Raw genomic sequence first — 14,368 nt, forward strand, 5'->3', positions numbered from 1 at the left:
GTATCGACGCGAAGGAATACCACGTCATTACGCAACCGGGGTCTTATCTCCATCAGAGGTGCACGGTTGATCGTTTGCATATCGTCCCTTCGCAGGATCGTACGCCTCTCAACGGTGGGGCATCGCTACCCGCGTCCACCGGGGAGGATTGTGTCGCTCATGCCATGGCCGCGTCAACCCCGTACCGACTTCAACCAGTGGTATCCACTTGGACTCATTTGGCGAACGGCGGCGACCCAGGGCCCATATATGATCACGGCCTCGGGGCGCCATCAGGCTCGGTCGGCGGCACATTCATGGGCTCGTCCATCCGTACTCCGGTCTGGATTTGCTGAACGACACTTAGCGCCCACCCAGAATCCGCCGACGCCCCATGATCGGCGAAACGCAATCGGCCTTCAGTGGAATCGCGGTGTAACCGACGGTAGCCACTCGTGTTGACGCGTTCCTTTGCCTGGCAAGGAGATCCCGATCGCAAACAAGTCACCGGTGCACGGGTGACAGGGCATTCGGCAGCACGCGCCCGGTGACCCCCAACTGATTCCTGAACCGGTGGCGAAAAGCGCGCCGCCAAAAGGAACATGGAGCACCGCACGTAAGGGGTGCCAAGTGACGCCCTCACGAGGCCGCCGCCTCGCCGCTCGCGCAGCCATCGACACGATCGACCACGCCCTCAGCGGAGCCAAGAAGACCGGACCCGTACCAACCGGCCTGTATGGCTGAGACCACCACGTGAGCATTGCGCACGCCGCGTGGTTCGCAGCTGATCCGGTCGGGCCCGGTACGAGGCCGTCCACGACGGCAGGGAACACACCGCCGACACCGAGAACCTTGCCGCAGCCCGCGCCTACTACACAGGTCGACTCACTGGCCGCACCGCGCCACGTGGTCGCCCTCGACAAGCCCGTCGGCGAATGGCTCAGCAACCTCCGCAGGCCCGGCGGACTCGGCAAAGGTCCCGAACGGGCGCAGCAGCGGACCGAGCAGCTGGCCGCGATCGCCCCGGACTGGAATCCCTGGACAGTTGGGGTGGACCGTCGACTGGCAACGCCGCTGGGGCGAACTCACCGCCCTCCTCGCAGCCCCCGACAGCACCTCCGTGCGCCTAAGCGTCGTTCTGAGTAACCAGAAAAAGTCGGCGCGACCGCCTCACCGACCAGCAACGCGCCCAGCTCACTGCACTCGGACTGGAATGGGCACAGTGACGATCGCTGCAGAGCGGCGAAGCCGGACACGCCATACCAACCGGCACCCAACCGACCCGGTCAAGGGCCACGAAGGCATCACGGTCACCGGGGGTCAGGGTGCTGGGTGCCTTGCCCGATGAGTGTGTCGAGCTGGGCGGCGAGGCGGGGATGGGAGCCGGTCAGGTAGGGGCGGGTCGCGGTCAGTGGGCGGACGAGGGCTGCAGGGTCGTCCTGGGCGAGGGCCGCGTCGAGCTCGCCGAGGGGGGTGCGGGCGGCCGCGGGGAGATCGGTGAGGGCGGCGATCTGTCCGGCGATGCGACGCAGGCCGGCGGCGTTGTCGCGGGCCCAGGCGGTGTGAGTGCGGTCGGCGGCGCGACTTTCACGGGTGGCCTGGACGCGCTGTTCTCCGGTGGTTCCTGCGGGGCCGGGGCGGTTGCGCAGGTAGCGGCGTTCAGCGGCCTGGCGGCTGGCGACGCCGAGAGGGACCGCAAGATCGGCCCAGCTGGCGCCCGCGTGGCGGGCGGTTTCGATCAGACCGGTTTCCCATCCGGCGAGCTGCTCGCGCACCTGCCGCAGCAACAGAAGGGACGCCAGGGCCTGCTGCGGGCCGTCACCCGCCCCGGCGGGGTCGGTGGCCCGCTCATGGGCTTCATGCACAGCGTGGTCGATGGCTTCCAGGGCCGCCGCCGCGGCCAGGAACGAGGCAGGGCTCTGGGCATCCGTGCGGGAGGGGGGCGGCTGACCGGCTGCTGTCACGGGAACTCCTTCCAGCTGTCATCCTTTCGACGACAGGTTGTTTGTCATCCATTGGATGACATGCTACAACGGTTTCAGTGAAGCGCATTGGCAGGTACTGCCCGAACCTTCAGGAGGTGTTTCGCGATGTTGATGCGCACCGACCCCTTCCGCGAACTCGACCGGCTGACCCAGCAACTGATGGGCCCCGGCACCTGGTCGCGGCCGTCCACGATGGCGATGGACGCCTACCGCGAGGGTGACGAGTACGTGGTGGCCTTCGACCTTCCCGGCGTCAACGCGGAGGCGATCGACATCGACGTCGAACGGAACATGCTGACCGTCAAGGCCGAGCGACGGCCCGTGGCGAAGTCCGACGACGTGCAGATGGAACTGTCGGAGCGGCCGCTGGGCGTGTTCTCCCGCCAGATCGTGCTGGCCGACACCCTGGACACCGAGCGCATCAAGGCCGACTACGACGCCGGGGTCCTCACCCTGCGCATCCCGATCGCCGAGCGCGCCAAGCCCCGCAAGATCTCCGTCGGCGGGAAGTCCTCCCGCAAGGAGATCTCCGGCTGAACCCGGCGACCCGTGCCGCGGCGCAGGACGGGCGCCTGATCTCCCCCCCCCGTCCTGCGCCCCCCATCAGGCCAAGAGAGGCGGTGGCTGACATGACCCTGCGATGGGAAGCCTTCCTCGACCACGTGAAGGAACGCGGCGAGTACGGGAGCAGGCACGAAGCAGAACGCGCGGCCCGCGTGGTGCTCGCCCTGCTCGGCGCACACCTGCTCGGCGAGGTGCGTGCCCAACTGGCGGCACACCTGCCCGAAGGCTTCGCCCTGATCCTGCTCAACCCGCTGCAGAGCGCCGAACCCCTCCCACCCGAACGGTTCCTCCGGGCGACGGCGGCCTGGATCGACGGGGCCACCGAACAGACCGCGGCCTGGGACGTCAGCGCCGTCCTCAGCACGGTCGCCGACGCGGTCGACGACGACCTGCTCAAGCAGATCCTGCTCCAACTCCCCGCAGGCTACGACCTCCTCTTCGGCCGCCCCCAGCCCACCTGACCCCCACCGACCTGGGTGCCCGGGCCCGCCGGCCACCCACACCACGACCTCGACGACGAGAAAGGCGACTACCGCAGTGATGTCCGACCAGCGTGAACCGGTCCTGCACCTCCCGGCGATGACGTTCGAGGAGATGCTGGAGAAAGTCCGCTACGAAGGGGCCTACCCCACCCGAGAACGGGCCGCGGAAGCCGTCCACCTGGTCCTTTCAGGACTCGGACGCCAGCTGACCGGCGACGAACGCGTCGAACTGGCAGCCCGCCTGCCCTTCGAGGCCGCCTCCACCCTCACCGAACAGATCCCCGCAATCGAGCCCCTCACCGGTCGGGCCTTCGTCAAAGACCTCGCCTCCCGCACCGGCGCCACCCAGGCCACCACCCGCTGGGACACCGGCGCCGTCCTGGCCGCCGTCACCACCCTCGCCGGCCCCGACCTCCTCACCCGCATCCTCGACCAGCTCCCCACCGGCTACGCTCTGCTGTTCGGCCGCGCCGAACTCACCCAAGCTGCCTAAGACATGACACACCGCCACCGCACACTGTGCTGGCGCCGCCTGGCCGAGTGGGCCGGGGCTGGCGTGTGGCCCCGGCTCGGGTGACCTTGAGCAGGATCTGGCCGGCGCCGGGAACGTCGACCACCTCGAGCGCGGTGCCGAAGCTGCGGTATTGGAGAACTTCATGGCGGTCATCCTTGGGGTGCGCGGGATGGGAGGGAGCAGGCACCGTCGACCAGGTCGTGCCGGAGCACTTGGTGAGGACCCGCCGGAGGCCGGAAGAAGCGGGCACCCGGCGCCGCCGACAGCGGGCGCAGGTTCACCTCGCCCCTGGACGAAGGCGGCTACGAGGTCGTCCGCCGCGACACCACCCGCTGCGAACACGACGTCGTCACGGAGAGACCAGCATTGATCGAATCACCCGCGACCTCACGGCCTGGATGGCGCCACCCGCGACTTTCCCAGACGGCTCACCCAGCACACCAGCAAGTTCTAAAACACGCCGTAGGTGTCCGTGCCCCAGGTCGGCGTAGAACCGTCAGTGCATCGCTAGCGTCGTCGCGAGCCGGAGTGCCCCCAGGAGTTCGGCCCGGGTGCCGAGGCCGGCAGGAAGGATCTGGAGGCCGGCGGCGATGGCGGGCTGTGCGTACCGGCTGACCGACGTGGTGATGCCTTGAACGAGCGCACCGGTCGAGGCACCCAGTTCGCCGCCCACGATGAGCGCTTCGGGGTTGAGAAGGTTGCAGAAGGCGGCAAGGACACCGCCGAGCGTCCGGCCGGCGTCGTCCAGGATGCGGTCGGTGACGGGGTCGTTCACCTGGAGCGGGAAGCGCAGACCGGTCTCCACACCAGGGTGGGTGTGAGCGATCTGCGCCGCGAGGGCGGACACGGACACCACGGTCTCCAGACAGCCACGGTTGCCACAACGGCACAACTCGGTGTGCCCCTGCAATGGGGTGTGCCCGATCTCGCCTGCGAAACCCTGTGATCCCCGGTACGGCTGCCCGCCGACGACCAGCCCTGCCCCGATGCCGTGCGACACCTTGACGTAGAGGAAGTCCGCGTAGGGGCGGCCGGCGCCGAGGTGCAGTTCGCCGTACGCGCCCAGAAGGGCGTCGTTCTCGGCGTGCACGGGAACGCCGAGGCGCTGTTCGAGCTCCTTCCGTGGGTCGAGTCCCACCCAGCTCGACAGGATCGTCGGGGAGCGCACGAGCTCCGAGTCCGTGTCGAGCGGACCTGGGACACCCGCAACGACCGCAGCAAGATTGTCGATCCCGGCTGACGCCCGTAGTCCGTCGAGCAGCCTCGCGGCATGGTCCATCGCCTCGGTGGCGCGCAGATCGACATCGAGGTCCACCCTCTCCTCGGCGATCGCGCTGCCGAGGGAGTCGCCGAGCGCGACGTTCACGTGGTTGTGGCCGAAGTCGATCGCCGCCACGGGAGAATCGCGGGGTACGACACGGAGAATCGCCGCGGGTCGGCCTCTTCCGGAGCCGGGCCCGCCGCCCTCGGCCTGAGTCTCGGTGACGCGCTCATCGGCGAGCAGACGGGAGACAGCGTGATTGACGGTGCTCCGGGACAGTCCGCTGAGTTCGACGATCCGAGCACGAGTCGCGCGGTCGGCGGACTGAATGTGCCGGAAGACGTCCTCGCGTGTCCGATCCCGGGGCGAAGAGCCTGCTGACTTCTGGGACATGGAAAGATCCTAAGGGCTTCACGACTGTTCGCGGCCGGTGCGCGGCGATGCCCGTCCGTCGTCACCCGCTGGATACCTGAGTGTCCCTGGCCTGAAGCGAGCAGGCCAGGGACGGTCGGGGCGGGTGACGGCGTCGGAGACGCCGTCACCCGGCGGGGTCAGTGACCCGAGTGGTGCTTGTCGTGGCCGTCGTTGTGACCGGAGTCGTCGTGGCCACCCGGCGCCTTCGACACCTTGCCCAGGGTTGCGGTGACCGCGGGCTCCAGGTTCTTGAACTGGGAGGTGTACGGGCCGACCTTGATGCCCTTCACCCCGTTCAGGCTTGCGAGCTCCTGGAACGACGAACTCTGCGACGCGGTGGTCAGGACACGGATCGCGCTGCGCTGGAGGTCACCCAGTCGGAGCGGGTAACCCTGCGCGGGATAGTCGCCCTTCAGCGCGACGGTGTAGGCAACCACCGGGCTGCTGTCGTCGCCGGCAGTGGCGTGCTGGATACCGGTGATGCTGATGCCGGCCTTCTGGGCTGCACTCAGCGCCGTGTTGCTCGGGTCCAGCAGAGCGGTTACCGCGCGGTACGCGTCGTCGACGGAGGTGAACTTGGCGTTCGGCGTGAACACCTGGTTGTTTATTGCGTCCGTGACGGTCTCACCGGACTGCGGCACCTTGGACAGGTCCGTGTTCTGGTCGACGGTCGTGGTCACGGCCGTGCCGCCGTCGGCCGAGGGGGTGAGGCCGCCGAACTGCCAGGTGTAGCTGACCCGCCCGTCGGAGCGGGTCTTCTTGTTGTAGGCGGGCAGGCCCGAGACATCGATGGCCGGCGCCACCTGCTTGATGGCGTTGATGATCTCGGCCGGGTTGCCGCCGGGCTCGATGAGGTCGTTGCCGGCATACATCGACGTCAGTGCGCCGTGGCTGCCGCCCCAGTCCGACATGACCGTGCCCTTGTAGCCCCACTCCCCGCGCAGCACGTCGGTGAGCAGGTCGTAACTGCTGGCGGTCCAGGTGCCGTTGAGCTTGTTGTACGAGCTCATCACGGACATCGGCTGCGCGGCCTTGACCGCGATCTCAAAGCCCTTGAGCTCGATCTCACGCAGCGCGCGCTCGCCGACCACCGAGATACTGGTGGTCCGGTTGGTCTCCTGTGAGTTCTCGGCGAAGTGCTTGATCGTCACGCCGACACCGGGGAGGCTCTGTACGCCCTCGGTGGTGGCCGCGGCGGTCAGGCCCGCGATCAGCGGGTCCTCGGAGTAGTACTCGAAGTTGCGGCCGTTGAGCGGGTCACGGTGGACGTTCATGCCCGGCGCGAGCCAGAGCTGGACACCGTACTCCTGCATTTCTTCCCCGACGGCCTCACCGACCTGCGAGACCAGGCCGCGGTCCCAGCTCTGGGCGAGCAGGGTACCGATGGGCCAGGCGGTGCCCCACTGGTATGTGGGATCGGTCGTGCCGATCTTCTGCGTGAGGCGCAGTCCGGCGGGGCCGTCCGACAACGCCATGCCGGGGACGCCGAGCTTCTCGTAGTTCGGTGTGGTGTAGCCGGCGGCACCCTTGGCAGTGAGCGTGGTGCCCGCGGCGCTGGAACCCTCGACGATGTCGGCGAGTTGGGAGACGTTCAAGCCAGCGACGAACTGCTCGATGGACGCCTTGCCCTTGGCGACGTCGTACAGGGTGGTCGACGTGTTCGTCGACACATGCTTGACGTTCTCACCGGTCTTCGGGCGGTACGCCGCGCCGGTGCCTTCCCAGTCCTTCTGCTTCGGGTCGAGGTACACCGTGGTCGACGAGATCTTGTCGCCGTCGAGCGCGTAGTACGGGGAGGACGAGTCGACCGCGGTGTCCTGCTGGTACGGCGAGGCGTTCATGTCGGTACGGAACGAGCGGGGGTCGAGGCTGATCCGGCCAGCCCGCGCGATCTCGGCCTGCTCGCCGGGGTAGCTGTAGAAGTTCGCAGGGGAGCTGGTGAGTTCCTTGTCCGGCTTCTGGTCGGTCAGCTCGTTGTGGAGCTGCTCGGTGACCACGGTCTTCGACAGGTTCAGGCGCGCCGCGACGTGCGTGTTCCTTGAAGAGTTGCCGACGCGCACGACGTAGTCGCCGGCGTCCAGCACGTTGGCCGCGCGGGACTCGTCGTAGGCGGCGAGCGAGGCGGTGTCGAAGCTGATCGTCACCGTCTGGGACTGGCCCGGCGCGAGGTTGTCGGTCTTCGCGTAGCCGGTGAGTTGCTGGTACGCCTTGTCGAGCCCGTTCTGCGGGGCCGACACGTAGACCTGGACGACTTCCTTGCCGCTGTAGCTGCGGCCGGTGTTGGTCACCTTCGCCGTGACCCTCACGGTGCGGGCGTCGGCCTTGACCTGCTGCGCCTTGATGTCGAATGAGGTGTACGACTGGCCGTAGCCGAAGGGGTAGTTGACCACGCCCGCCGGGTCGGTGGGGTCGATCTTCTTGTAAAGCGAGTCGAAGTAGCGGTACCCGACGTAGATGCCCTCGGTGTACTGCTCCAGCAGGGGGTCGCCGTCGTTCTTCCCGAACGTCGAGGAGGCCGGGTAATGCGAGTAGGCGGAGGCCCAGGTGTCGGTGAGCTTGCCCGACGGGGTGACGGTGCCGTTCAGCACCTCGACGAGTGCGCTGCCGCTCTCCTGGCCGGCCTGGCTCATCAGCAGCAGCGCGTCGAGCGCCTGGCCGCCGGGGGCGTCCTTGACCTCGTCGTTGATCTGCGGGAAGAACGACGTGTCTACGACGCCGCCCGTGTTCAGGACCACGACGACGCGCTTGTACGTCTGGCCGAGCAGCTTCAGGTTGGCGCGCTCGGTCGAGGTGAGCTCGTAGTCGCCCGGGCCGGACGAGCGGTCCGCGCCTTCGCCCGAGTTCCTCGCCACGACGAAGACCGCGGTGTCGGTGGGGGCTGCGGGCGCGACGCTGGCGGCGGTCAGCGGCTGCTCGACGGAGGCGTAGTCGACGCTCGAGCCGAACGTACTGCCGGTGGTGCTCGGGTACTTGGTGTCGTACGCCTGCGTCATCGCGGACCAGTAGGCATCGCTCGTCGTGACCTTGTAGCCCGCGTCCGTGAGTCCCTGACGGGCGGAGATCGTGTACCGGTTGTTGACGTTGCCGGAGCCCGTGCCCCCCTTGACGGTCTTGTACGCACCGACACCGAACAGTGCCACGTTCCCCTTGCGAGAAATCGGAAGCGCGTGATCGTGGTTCTCGAGAAGGACCATGCCCTGGGTGGCGGCTTCACGTGACAGCGCCGCGTTCTTCAGCTCCAGTGCGGCCGGGTTGGGGTCGGAGGTCGCCGCGGTCGCCGCCGGCACCCCGGTGAAGACGACCGTCGCGACGACTGCGGTGGCGGCGGCGATCGCGATGGCCCGGCCGCGGCGTGCACCTCTGGGCGATCCTGTGGTGTACATGTCAGTAGATCCTCTCGCAACCGCATTGTCCAGATTGGAAGTTCATGCCGAACGGGCAACGTCCCGCCCGGAGATCCACCGGAGGGGCGCTCGCTCGGTGCGAACGAGGCCGACCCTACGAGTCGGGCTTTTCTTTGGTCAATGGTTAAAACATCACGGGAACTGCGATGATTTAAGCCAATCATTGATGGATTTATTGATCACCCCTCCACGCACTCCGTCGCCGCTATGACGGCTGTGAATCTGCTATAAGTACTGGTCACCAGGGGTTGCTGAGGTAGTTCGCGGCCGGAACCGCTTCCGGGGATCCCTCAACCTGCCGAGTCTGCCGATACCTCGCAGGCGCTCCCTCACCCTGACCTCGTTCACAGGTTGACACCGGTCATCCGACTTGCAATTGGCGGGGGTTGAGGCGGCTCGGGCCTTGATCCTGCAGCCGTTCGGCAGCAGTGGCCGCCGATGCCGACGCGCGCACCGCGCGAGGTAGTACCGGACGGTTTTCCGGCCCGGCCGGTTGTCTTGACGGACCAAGGCGTAGCCGTCCGTCGCCGCCGCGTCGATCTGCGGGGCGAGATCGAATACCCGGACGGCCGTGGGGGGGGCGCACCACCTGATGCCGGTCGACCTAAGGAACGGGATGAACGCGTTGCCGCACATGATGTCGTCGCAGACGACCGGACGAACCGCGTGCGGAACTCTGCCGGCACCCCCTGCGGGCAGCCCGACGCCGATCGTCCGGCGGGGCTCACCCCATGGCGCCCAGGCCGCCGAGACGGCGCGATGGGGTCAGGCCAACGAGGCAATCCACGTAGCGTTGGGCTGCGAGCACCGCCGCACCGGCAGGAATGGCCGACGCCGTGAGCTGGCCCGGGCGGATTTCGAGCCCTTGAAAGGTCATGGGCGACGTCCGCCGTTCGATGGTGTCACGGAGCCCCTCGACGACAGGCGCAGCGGCCGACCCCAGGGCGCTGTCCACTACCAGGAGGTCGGGGTTGAGCATGGTGACGAAACCCGCGAGTGGTTCGGCCATGCTGCGGCCGACATCGGCCAGCCAACGACGCACCGCGACATCCCCTTCAGCCGCCAGCTCGATGACCTCATCGAGAGACATATTGCGGCCGAGGGCCGAAGCGATGTCGTCGGCGAGGCTCGGCCCGTTTCGGCGCGCCGTTGTATAGCAGCCGCGGTTGCCGCACACACACAAATCGCCGTCCTCACGGACGCTGACGTGAGCCAGTTCCCCGGCAACGCCCCCCGCTCCCCGATACAGCCGTCCGTCGATGACGATGCCGGCGCCGAATCCGGGAACCACGCTGAGGTAGACCGCGGTATGAGCACCTCGGGCGGCACCGTGGCCCGATTCGCCGAGCGCGGCGAGATTGATGTCGTTCTCGATCACAACGGGTATGCCCAGCGCTTCGGTCAGGGCGGCCGACGGGTCGGTGAGCAACCATTTCGGCCGTCGGGCCTTCGCCGGCGCAAAGTGCATTTCGCCCGCCGAGTACATGGGGACCTGTGGGGCTCCAGCGCCTCTACGGAACGGCATGGCGACGGAGACGACCATCGCGCTGACCTCGGTCGCGTCGCAGGCCACCGTGTCCGCGGCTGCCGCGAGGCCAGCGGCTACGGCCTCGAGGGGCTGGGTCTGGTCGAATTCGATGTCGGCACGGTTCAGCACGCGGCCGTCGAAGCCCATGAGGCTCACCGACTGACTTCGGCGGCCGAGTTCGACAGCAGCGACGGTCTTCCTGCTCAGGTCGATACGCACGGTCGGTGAGGGCCGGCCGGCACGGCGGGTGACGGCCGGACCATCCGTTTCGGTGAGCAACCCGCGAGCGATGAGGGAGGCGACCGCAGCGGTGACGGTGGTACGCGGCAGGCCGGTGAGTTCGGCCAGCTCGCGGCGGTTTGCGCCGTCGAGGTCGCGCACCGCGGCAACGATGTGCCGTTCGCGGGGCTGCAGCACGTCGGGCTCGGATCGACTTTCCATCGTACGAAGAGTAGCGGGAGTGATCGGCGGCGGCATCGATCCACCGGCCGGCGTTGGGGACGCTGACTGCCGACAACGTCGCCCTCACCACCGGACAGGACCAGGGGCGACGGCTACTCGCCCAGACGCAGCGGCCGGACGGATGCTGGGCCGCCTGTCCGTACCACAGTATGGGCCGCCTCCCCATCGTCTTCGGCTCCCCTACCTCACCACCCTCTTCTGCCTCAGAGCGCTGACCGCCGGTGGAGTCACCACCTGCGAAAGCCGCCGCGCCGAGTGGAATGAGGACGGCTGACGTTGCAGACCTGACGCGGGGACCGGCAGGCAGCAGAGCGGACTCGGAGGCGACTGGGCCACGGCGGCACTCGCGAGTATTCGGGCGGTGCTGACCATGTACTGCAGTCCCGGATGATGGCGACGTCCCGGTCGCCACTGACGTACGTGCTGATCATGGCCATCGTTCGCTCCGTGCTGCAGGTCGATTTCGGTCGGCCCGGGACGAGCGGGATTCCCGCCCTCGCCCGTCCCGCGGACAACCTCGGTGACGTGACTGACCACCTGATCGGCCACTTCGTCGGCAGGAGTGACGCGGGGCCAGTCGAGGGGCAAGCCGGCTGCCAGGGCCAGGTCCAGGCAGTAGGCGGGGGTCGCGCCCATGCGTCTGGCTGCCCAGCACGCGCAGAAGCCGGTGTGACGATGCCGTGGGCGGCAATCACACCGGTCTGCGGAACGCGCAGCCCCCCGGCAGGGAGGGGCGCGGCGTCAGGGGCGCGGGGCCAGCCCCGCGCCCACGGTCGGGCGGCGCGGGATCATGTCGCGGATGCCGCCGGCAGCCGGACGGGCCAGAGCCGTCAGCGCTGTGTGGTCCGGGGAGAGGGAACAGGCCGGATCGGTGCGGGTGGCGTCGCCGGTCAGAGCGAAGGCCTGGCACCGGCAGCCGCCGAAGTCCTGGTCTCGTCGGTCGCAGCTGCGGCACGGAGAGGGCATCCAGTCCGTACCCCGGTAAAGGTTGAAGGCTTTCGATTCCTCCCAGATCCAACGCAGGGAGTGGTCCTTGGCGTTGACCGGGTCCAGGCCCGGCAGGGTGGCGGCCGCCGGACACGGTAGGACGGTGCCGTCAGGGGCGACGGTGAGTGAGACGGCTCCCCAGCCGCCCATGCAGGGTTTGGCCACCCCGTCGAAGTAGTCCGGCGTGACCCAGACGATTTCCAGACGTCCCTCCAGCTGCTCGCGCCACCGGTCGACGGACTCCACCGCGCGGGCGAGCTGGTCGCGACCGGGCATGAGTGCCTCCCGGTTGAGCAGTCCCCAGCCGTAGAACTGCGTGTTGGCCAGCTCGATCCGGTCCGCGCCCCACTTCAGCGCGAGTTCTACGAGCGCGTCGACGGCGTCCAGGTTGTGCCGGTGCAGTACGACATTGACGCCAAGTGGCAGCCCGGCCTTCCGGACAAGTGCCGCAGCAGCCTCCTTGGCGGCGAACGCCTGGCTGCCTGCGATCGCGTCCGAGGCCGCGGGGTCGGCGTGCTGCACGGACAGCTGAACGCTGCGCAGCCCCGCTGCGGTCAGGGAGCGCAGACGGTCTTCGGTGAGTCCCGAGCCGCTGGTGACCAGCTGGGTGTAGATGCCGGCCTCCTCCGCACCGGTGACGATGACCTCCAGGTCCTTGCGGAGCAGCGGCTCACCGCCGGAGAGGTGGGTCTGCAGGACTCCGAGGTCGGCGGCCTGGCGAAAGATGTCCACCCAGTGGGCGGCGGTCAGCTCGCGGGAGCGGCGGGTCAGCTCCAGAGGGTTGGAGCAGTAGCCGCAGTGCAGCGGGCAGGCGTGTGTCAGTTCCGCCAGCAGCCCCCACGGCGGTGCGATCGTCGCAGTCATCGGATCCAGCCTTCCTTGTGTAGCCGTTCGATGAAGGCGCTCACCTCGGTGTCAACGGGGGCTGCGGGAAAGCGTTCCCGCAGCTCGTCGGTGATGCGGGCCACCGTGCGCGTGCCGTCGCATAGTTCGATGACCGATCGGGCACTGCCTTCGAGTACAACGACGCGTTCCGGCATGAGCAGGACGTCCTTGCCCCGCGTCCGGTCGTGCCTCAGGACGACGGCGGGGGCCCGTCGCGGGCACCAGAGGTCGCTGTGGCGGGCGTTCATCCCGCGCCTCCCGGCCGGCTGCCATGCTCGACGCTGTCGAGCAGCGACCACAGCACATCACATTTGAAGGCGAGGGCGGACAGGGAAGCGAGCTGGTCGGCGCGAGTCCGCGCCCAGTCGACCACCCAGGACAGCGCTTCCGTCCCATCGCGTCGGCCCTGCGGGACCCTGCTGCGGAAGTAGGCGAGGCCCGATTCCTCGATCCACGGGTAGTAGCGGGGGAAGGTCTCCAGGCGGGTCAGCATGATGTTCGGTGCGCACAGCTCCGTGAGTGAGGAGGCCACGGCCTCCAGAGCGGGGCTGAGCCGGCAGAAGTTCACATAGCCGTCGACGGCGAACCGCACTCCGGGCAGGACGTTCCTGCCCGATTCCAGGTCGGCGCGGTCCAGGCCCACCGCCTCGCCGAGGCGCAGCCACCGCTCGATGCCGCCCTCGCCGTCGGCGATACCGTCGTGGTCCTGGATCCTGCGCAGCCACGAGCGCCGCATGGCCGGGTCGGGCAGCTTGGCGAGGATCAGGGCGTCCTTCACCGGGATGCTGCGCTGGTAGTGGAAGCGGTTGGCGACCCAGGTGCGCAGCTCGGCCGGGCTTAGTTCACCGCGGTGCATCCGAATGTTGAACGAATGGCTGTCGTGGTACCGGCTTTGTGCCAGTTCCCGCAGTTCGGATTCAAACGCGGCGGGTGGCAGAGGTCCGTCGCCCACCCATGCGGGGTGTGCGCGCCCGGATCCGGGCCGTGCGGGTGCTGTCGTCATAGCTCGATCACCATCCCGTCCTGGGCCACTTCGAGCCCCCGTCCGGCCAGGACGCCGTGCTGCGGGGCCAAGGGATCGACCAGGGGGTTCGTATTGTTGAGGTGGGTGTAGAGGCAGCGGGCCGGCAGGGACGCCAGGTGCTGGGCGGTGCCGGTGGGGCCGTCGATGGGCAGGTGGCCCATCGCGGTGGACGTTCCGGCAGAGATGCCCAGTCGTTGCGGTTCCTCGTCGTCCCAGAAGGTTCCGTCGATGAAGACGCAGTCTGCGGCGGCGGCCTCCTTGCCGAACTCCTCTGTCCAGCCGGCGAGCGCGGGCGCGTACAGCGCCGTCCGGCCGCTGGCAGGGTCGTGGAGACGGGCGGCAATTACCCAGGAGTCGTCCTGCTGGGCTTCGGCGGCGTAGCGGGGTCGCTTGGTGGACAGGGGGACCGCGCAGACTTCGATCCCCGCGATCACCGCCGGGCTGTGACCCGCCGGTGGCAGATCCCGCCAGGTGAGGGTGGTGTACGGCGTCAGGACGGTGTCCAATGCGAGGCGTTCACGCAGAGCCTGGCGCACCGGTGCGGTGGCGTAGATCTCTACGTGCCGCGCCTCGCGCAGTCGCAGCAGGCCCAGGGTGTGGTCGAGCTCTGCGTCTGTGAGCAGGACCCGGACCACGGGGGTGCGTTCCGTGCCCGCTCCGGGTCGCAGCCGGGGGTGAGTCTCCAGGTGCTCGGTGACGTCCGGGCCTGCGTTGACGAGGAACCAGGACGACGGTTCGGGGCCGAGGACGGCAAGCGAATCATGGCTGCGGCGACGGTCGGGGTGGGTGCGTGCCCCGGTGCATCCGGGGCACGCACAGTTCCACTGGGGAACCCCTCCACCCGCTGCCGTGCCCAGGGTGAGCAGCAGCATCGGGCTT

Annotated in this window: 11 protein-coding genes; 3 read left to right on the plus strand and 8 right to left on the minus strand. The window is 68.4% G+C overall.

Annotated elements, in window-relative coordinates:
* Window positions 1-1,289: 1,289 nt before the first annotated feature.
* Complete coding sequence (locus OG963_RS04870) at window positions 1,290-1,943, minus strand: type III effector protein (protein ID WP_371798529.1); 654 nt, start codon at window positions 1,941-1,943, stop codon at window positions 1,290-1,292.
* Between the two features lie 126 nt (window positions 1,944-2,069).
* On the opposite strand from OG963_RS04870, the gene OG963_RS04875 reads away from it, so the two are divergent.
* The 3 genes from OG963_RS04875 (at window position 2,070) to OG963_RS04885 (ending at window position 3,503) form a co-directional block, all read left to right on the plus strand.
* A complete protein-coding gene (locus OG963_RS04875; RefSeq protein WP_319329901.1) occupies window positions 2,070-2,501 on the plus strand; it encodes an Hsp20/alpha crystallin family protein in 432 nt (143 codons plus the stop codon).
* 92 nt (window positions 2,502-2,593) lie between these two features.
* Window positions 2,594-2,989, plus strand: coding sequence for a DUF2267 domain-containing protein (locus OG963_RS04880; RefSeq protein ID WP_319740839.1), 396 nt, complete (start codon window positions 2,594-2,596; stop codon window positions 2,987-2,989).
* 79 nt (window positions 2,990-3,068) lie between these two features.
* Entirely contained in the window at window positions 3,069-3,503 is a 435-nt protein-coding gene (locus OG963_RS04885) for a DUF2267 domain-containing protein (RefSeq protein ID WP_371798530.1), read from the plus strand.
* 517 nt (window positions 3,504-4,020) lie between these two features.
* Here OG963_RS04885 and OG963_RS04890 read toward each other — a convergent pair.
* The 7 genes from OG963_RS04890 to OG963_RS04920 all read right to left on the minus strand — a co-directional run bounded on the left by OG963_RS04890 (window position 4,021) and on the right by OG963_RS04920 (window position 14,361).
* Entirely contained in the window at window positions 4,021-5,178 is a 1,158-nt protein-coding gene (locus tag OG963_RS04890) for an ROK family transcriptional regulator (protein ID WP_319740809.1), read from the minus strand.
* Between the two features lie 158 nt (window positions 5,179-5,336).
* A complete protein-coding gene (locus OG963_RS04895; RefSeq protein ID WP_371798531.1) occupies window positions 5,337-8,582 on the minus strand; it encodes a glycoside hydrolase family 3 C-terminal domain-containing protein in 3,246 nt (1,081 codons plus the stop codon).
* Between the two features lie 745 nt (window positions 8,583-9,327).
* Complete coding sequence (locus tag OG963_RS04900; protein WP_371798532.1) at window positions 9,328-10,572, minus strand: ROK family transcriptional regulator; 1,245 nt, start codon at window positions 10,570-10,572, stop codon at window positions 9,328-9,330.
* Window positions 10,573-11,334: 762 nt separating this feature from the next.
* A complete protein-coding gene (pqqE, locus tag OG963_RS04905) occupies window positions 11,335-12,444 on the minus strand; it encodes a pyrroloquinoline quinone biosynthesis protein PqqE (protein WP_371798533.1) in 1,110 nt (369 codons plus the stop codon).
* Window positions 12,441-12,620, minus strand: coding sequence for a pyrroloquinoline quinone biosynthesis peptide chaperone PqqD (gene pqqD / locus OG963_RS04910; protein WP_371798534.1), 180 nt, complete (start codon window positions 12,618-12,620; stop codon window positions 12,441-12,443). The genes pqqE and pqqD overlap by 4 nt, the downstream gene beginning before the upstream one ends.
* An 89-nt stretch (window positions 12,621-12,709) precedes the next feature.
* On the minus strand, window positions 12,710-13,468 hold the full coding sequence (gene pqqC, locus OG963_RS04915; RefSeq protein ID WP_371798535.1) for a pyrroloquinoline-quinone synthase PqqC: 759 nt from the start codon (window positions 13,466-13,468) through the stop codon (window positions 12,710-12,712).
* Window positions 13,465-14,361, minus strand: coding sequence for an MBL fold metallo-hydrolase (locus tag OG963_RS04920; RefSeq protein ID WP_327420379.1), 897 nt, complete (start codon window positions 14,359-14,361; stop codon window positions 13,465-13,467). The genes pqqC and OG963_RS04920 overlap by 4 nt, the downstream gene beginning before the upstream one ends.
* Window positions 14,362-14,368 lie beyond the last annotated feature (7 nt).

This window comes from Streptomyces sp. NBC_01707 (assembly GCF_041438805.1).
Lineage (GTDB): Bacteria > Actinomycetota > Actinomycetes > Streptomycetales > Streptomycetaceae > Streptomyces.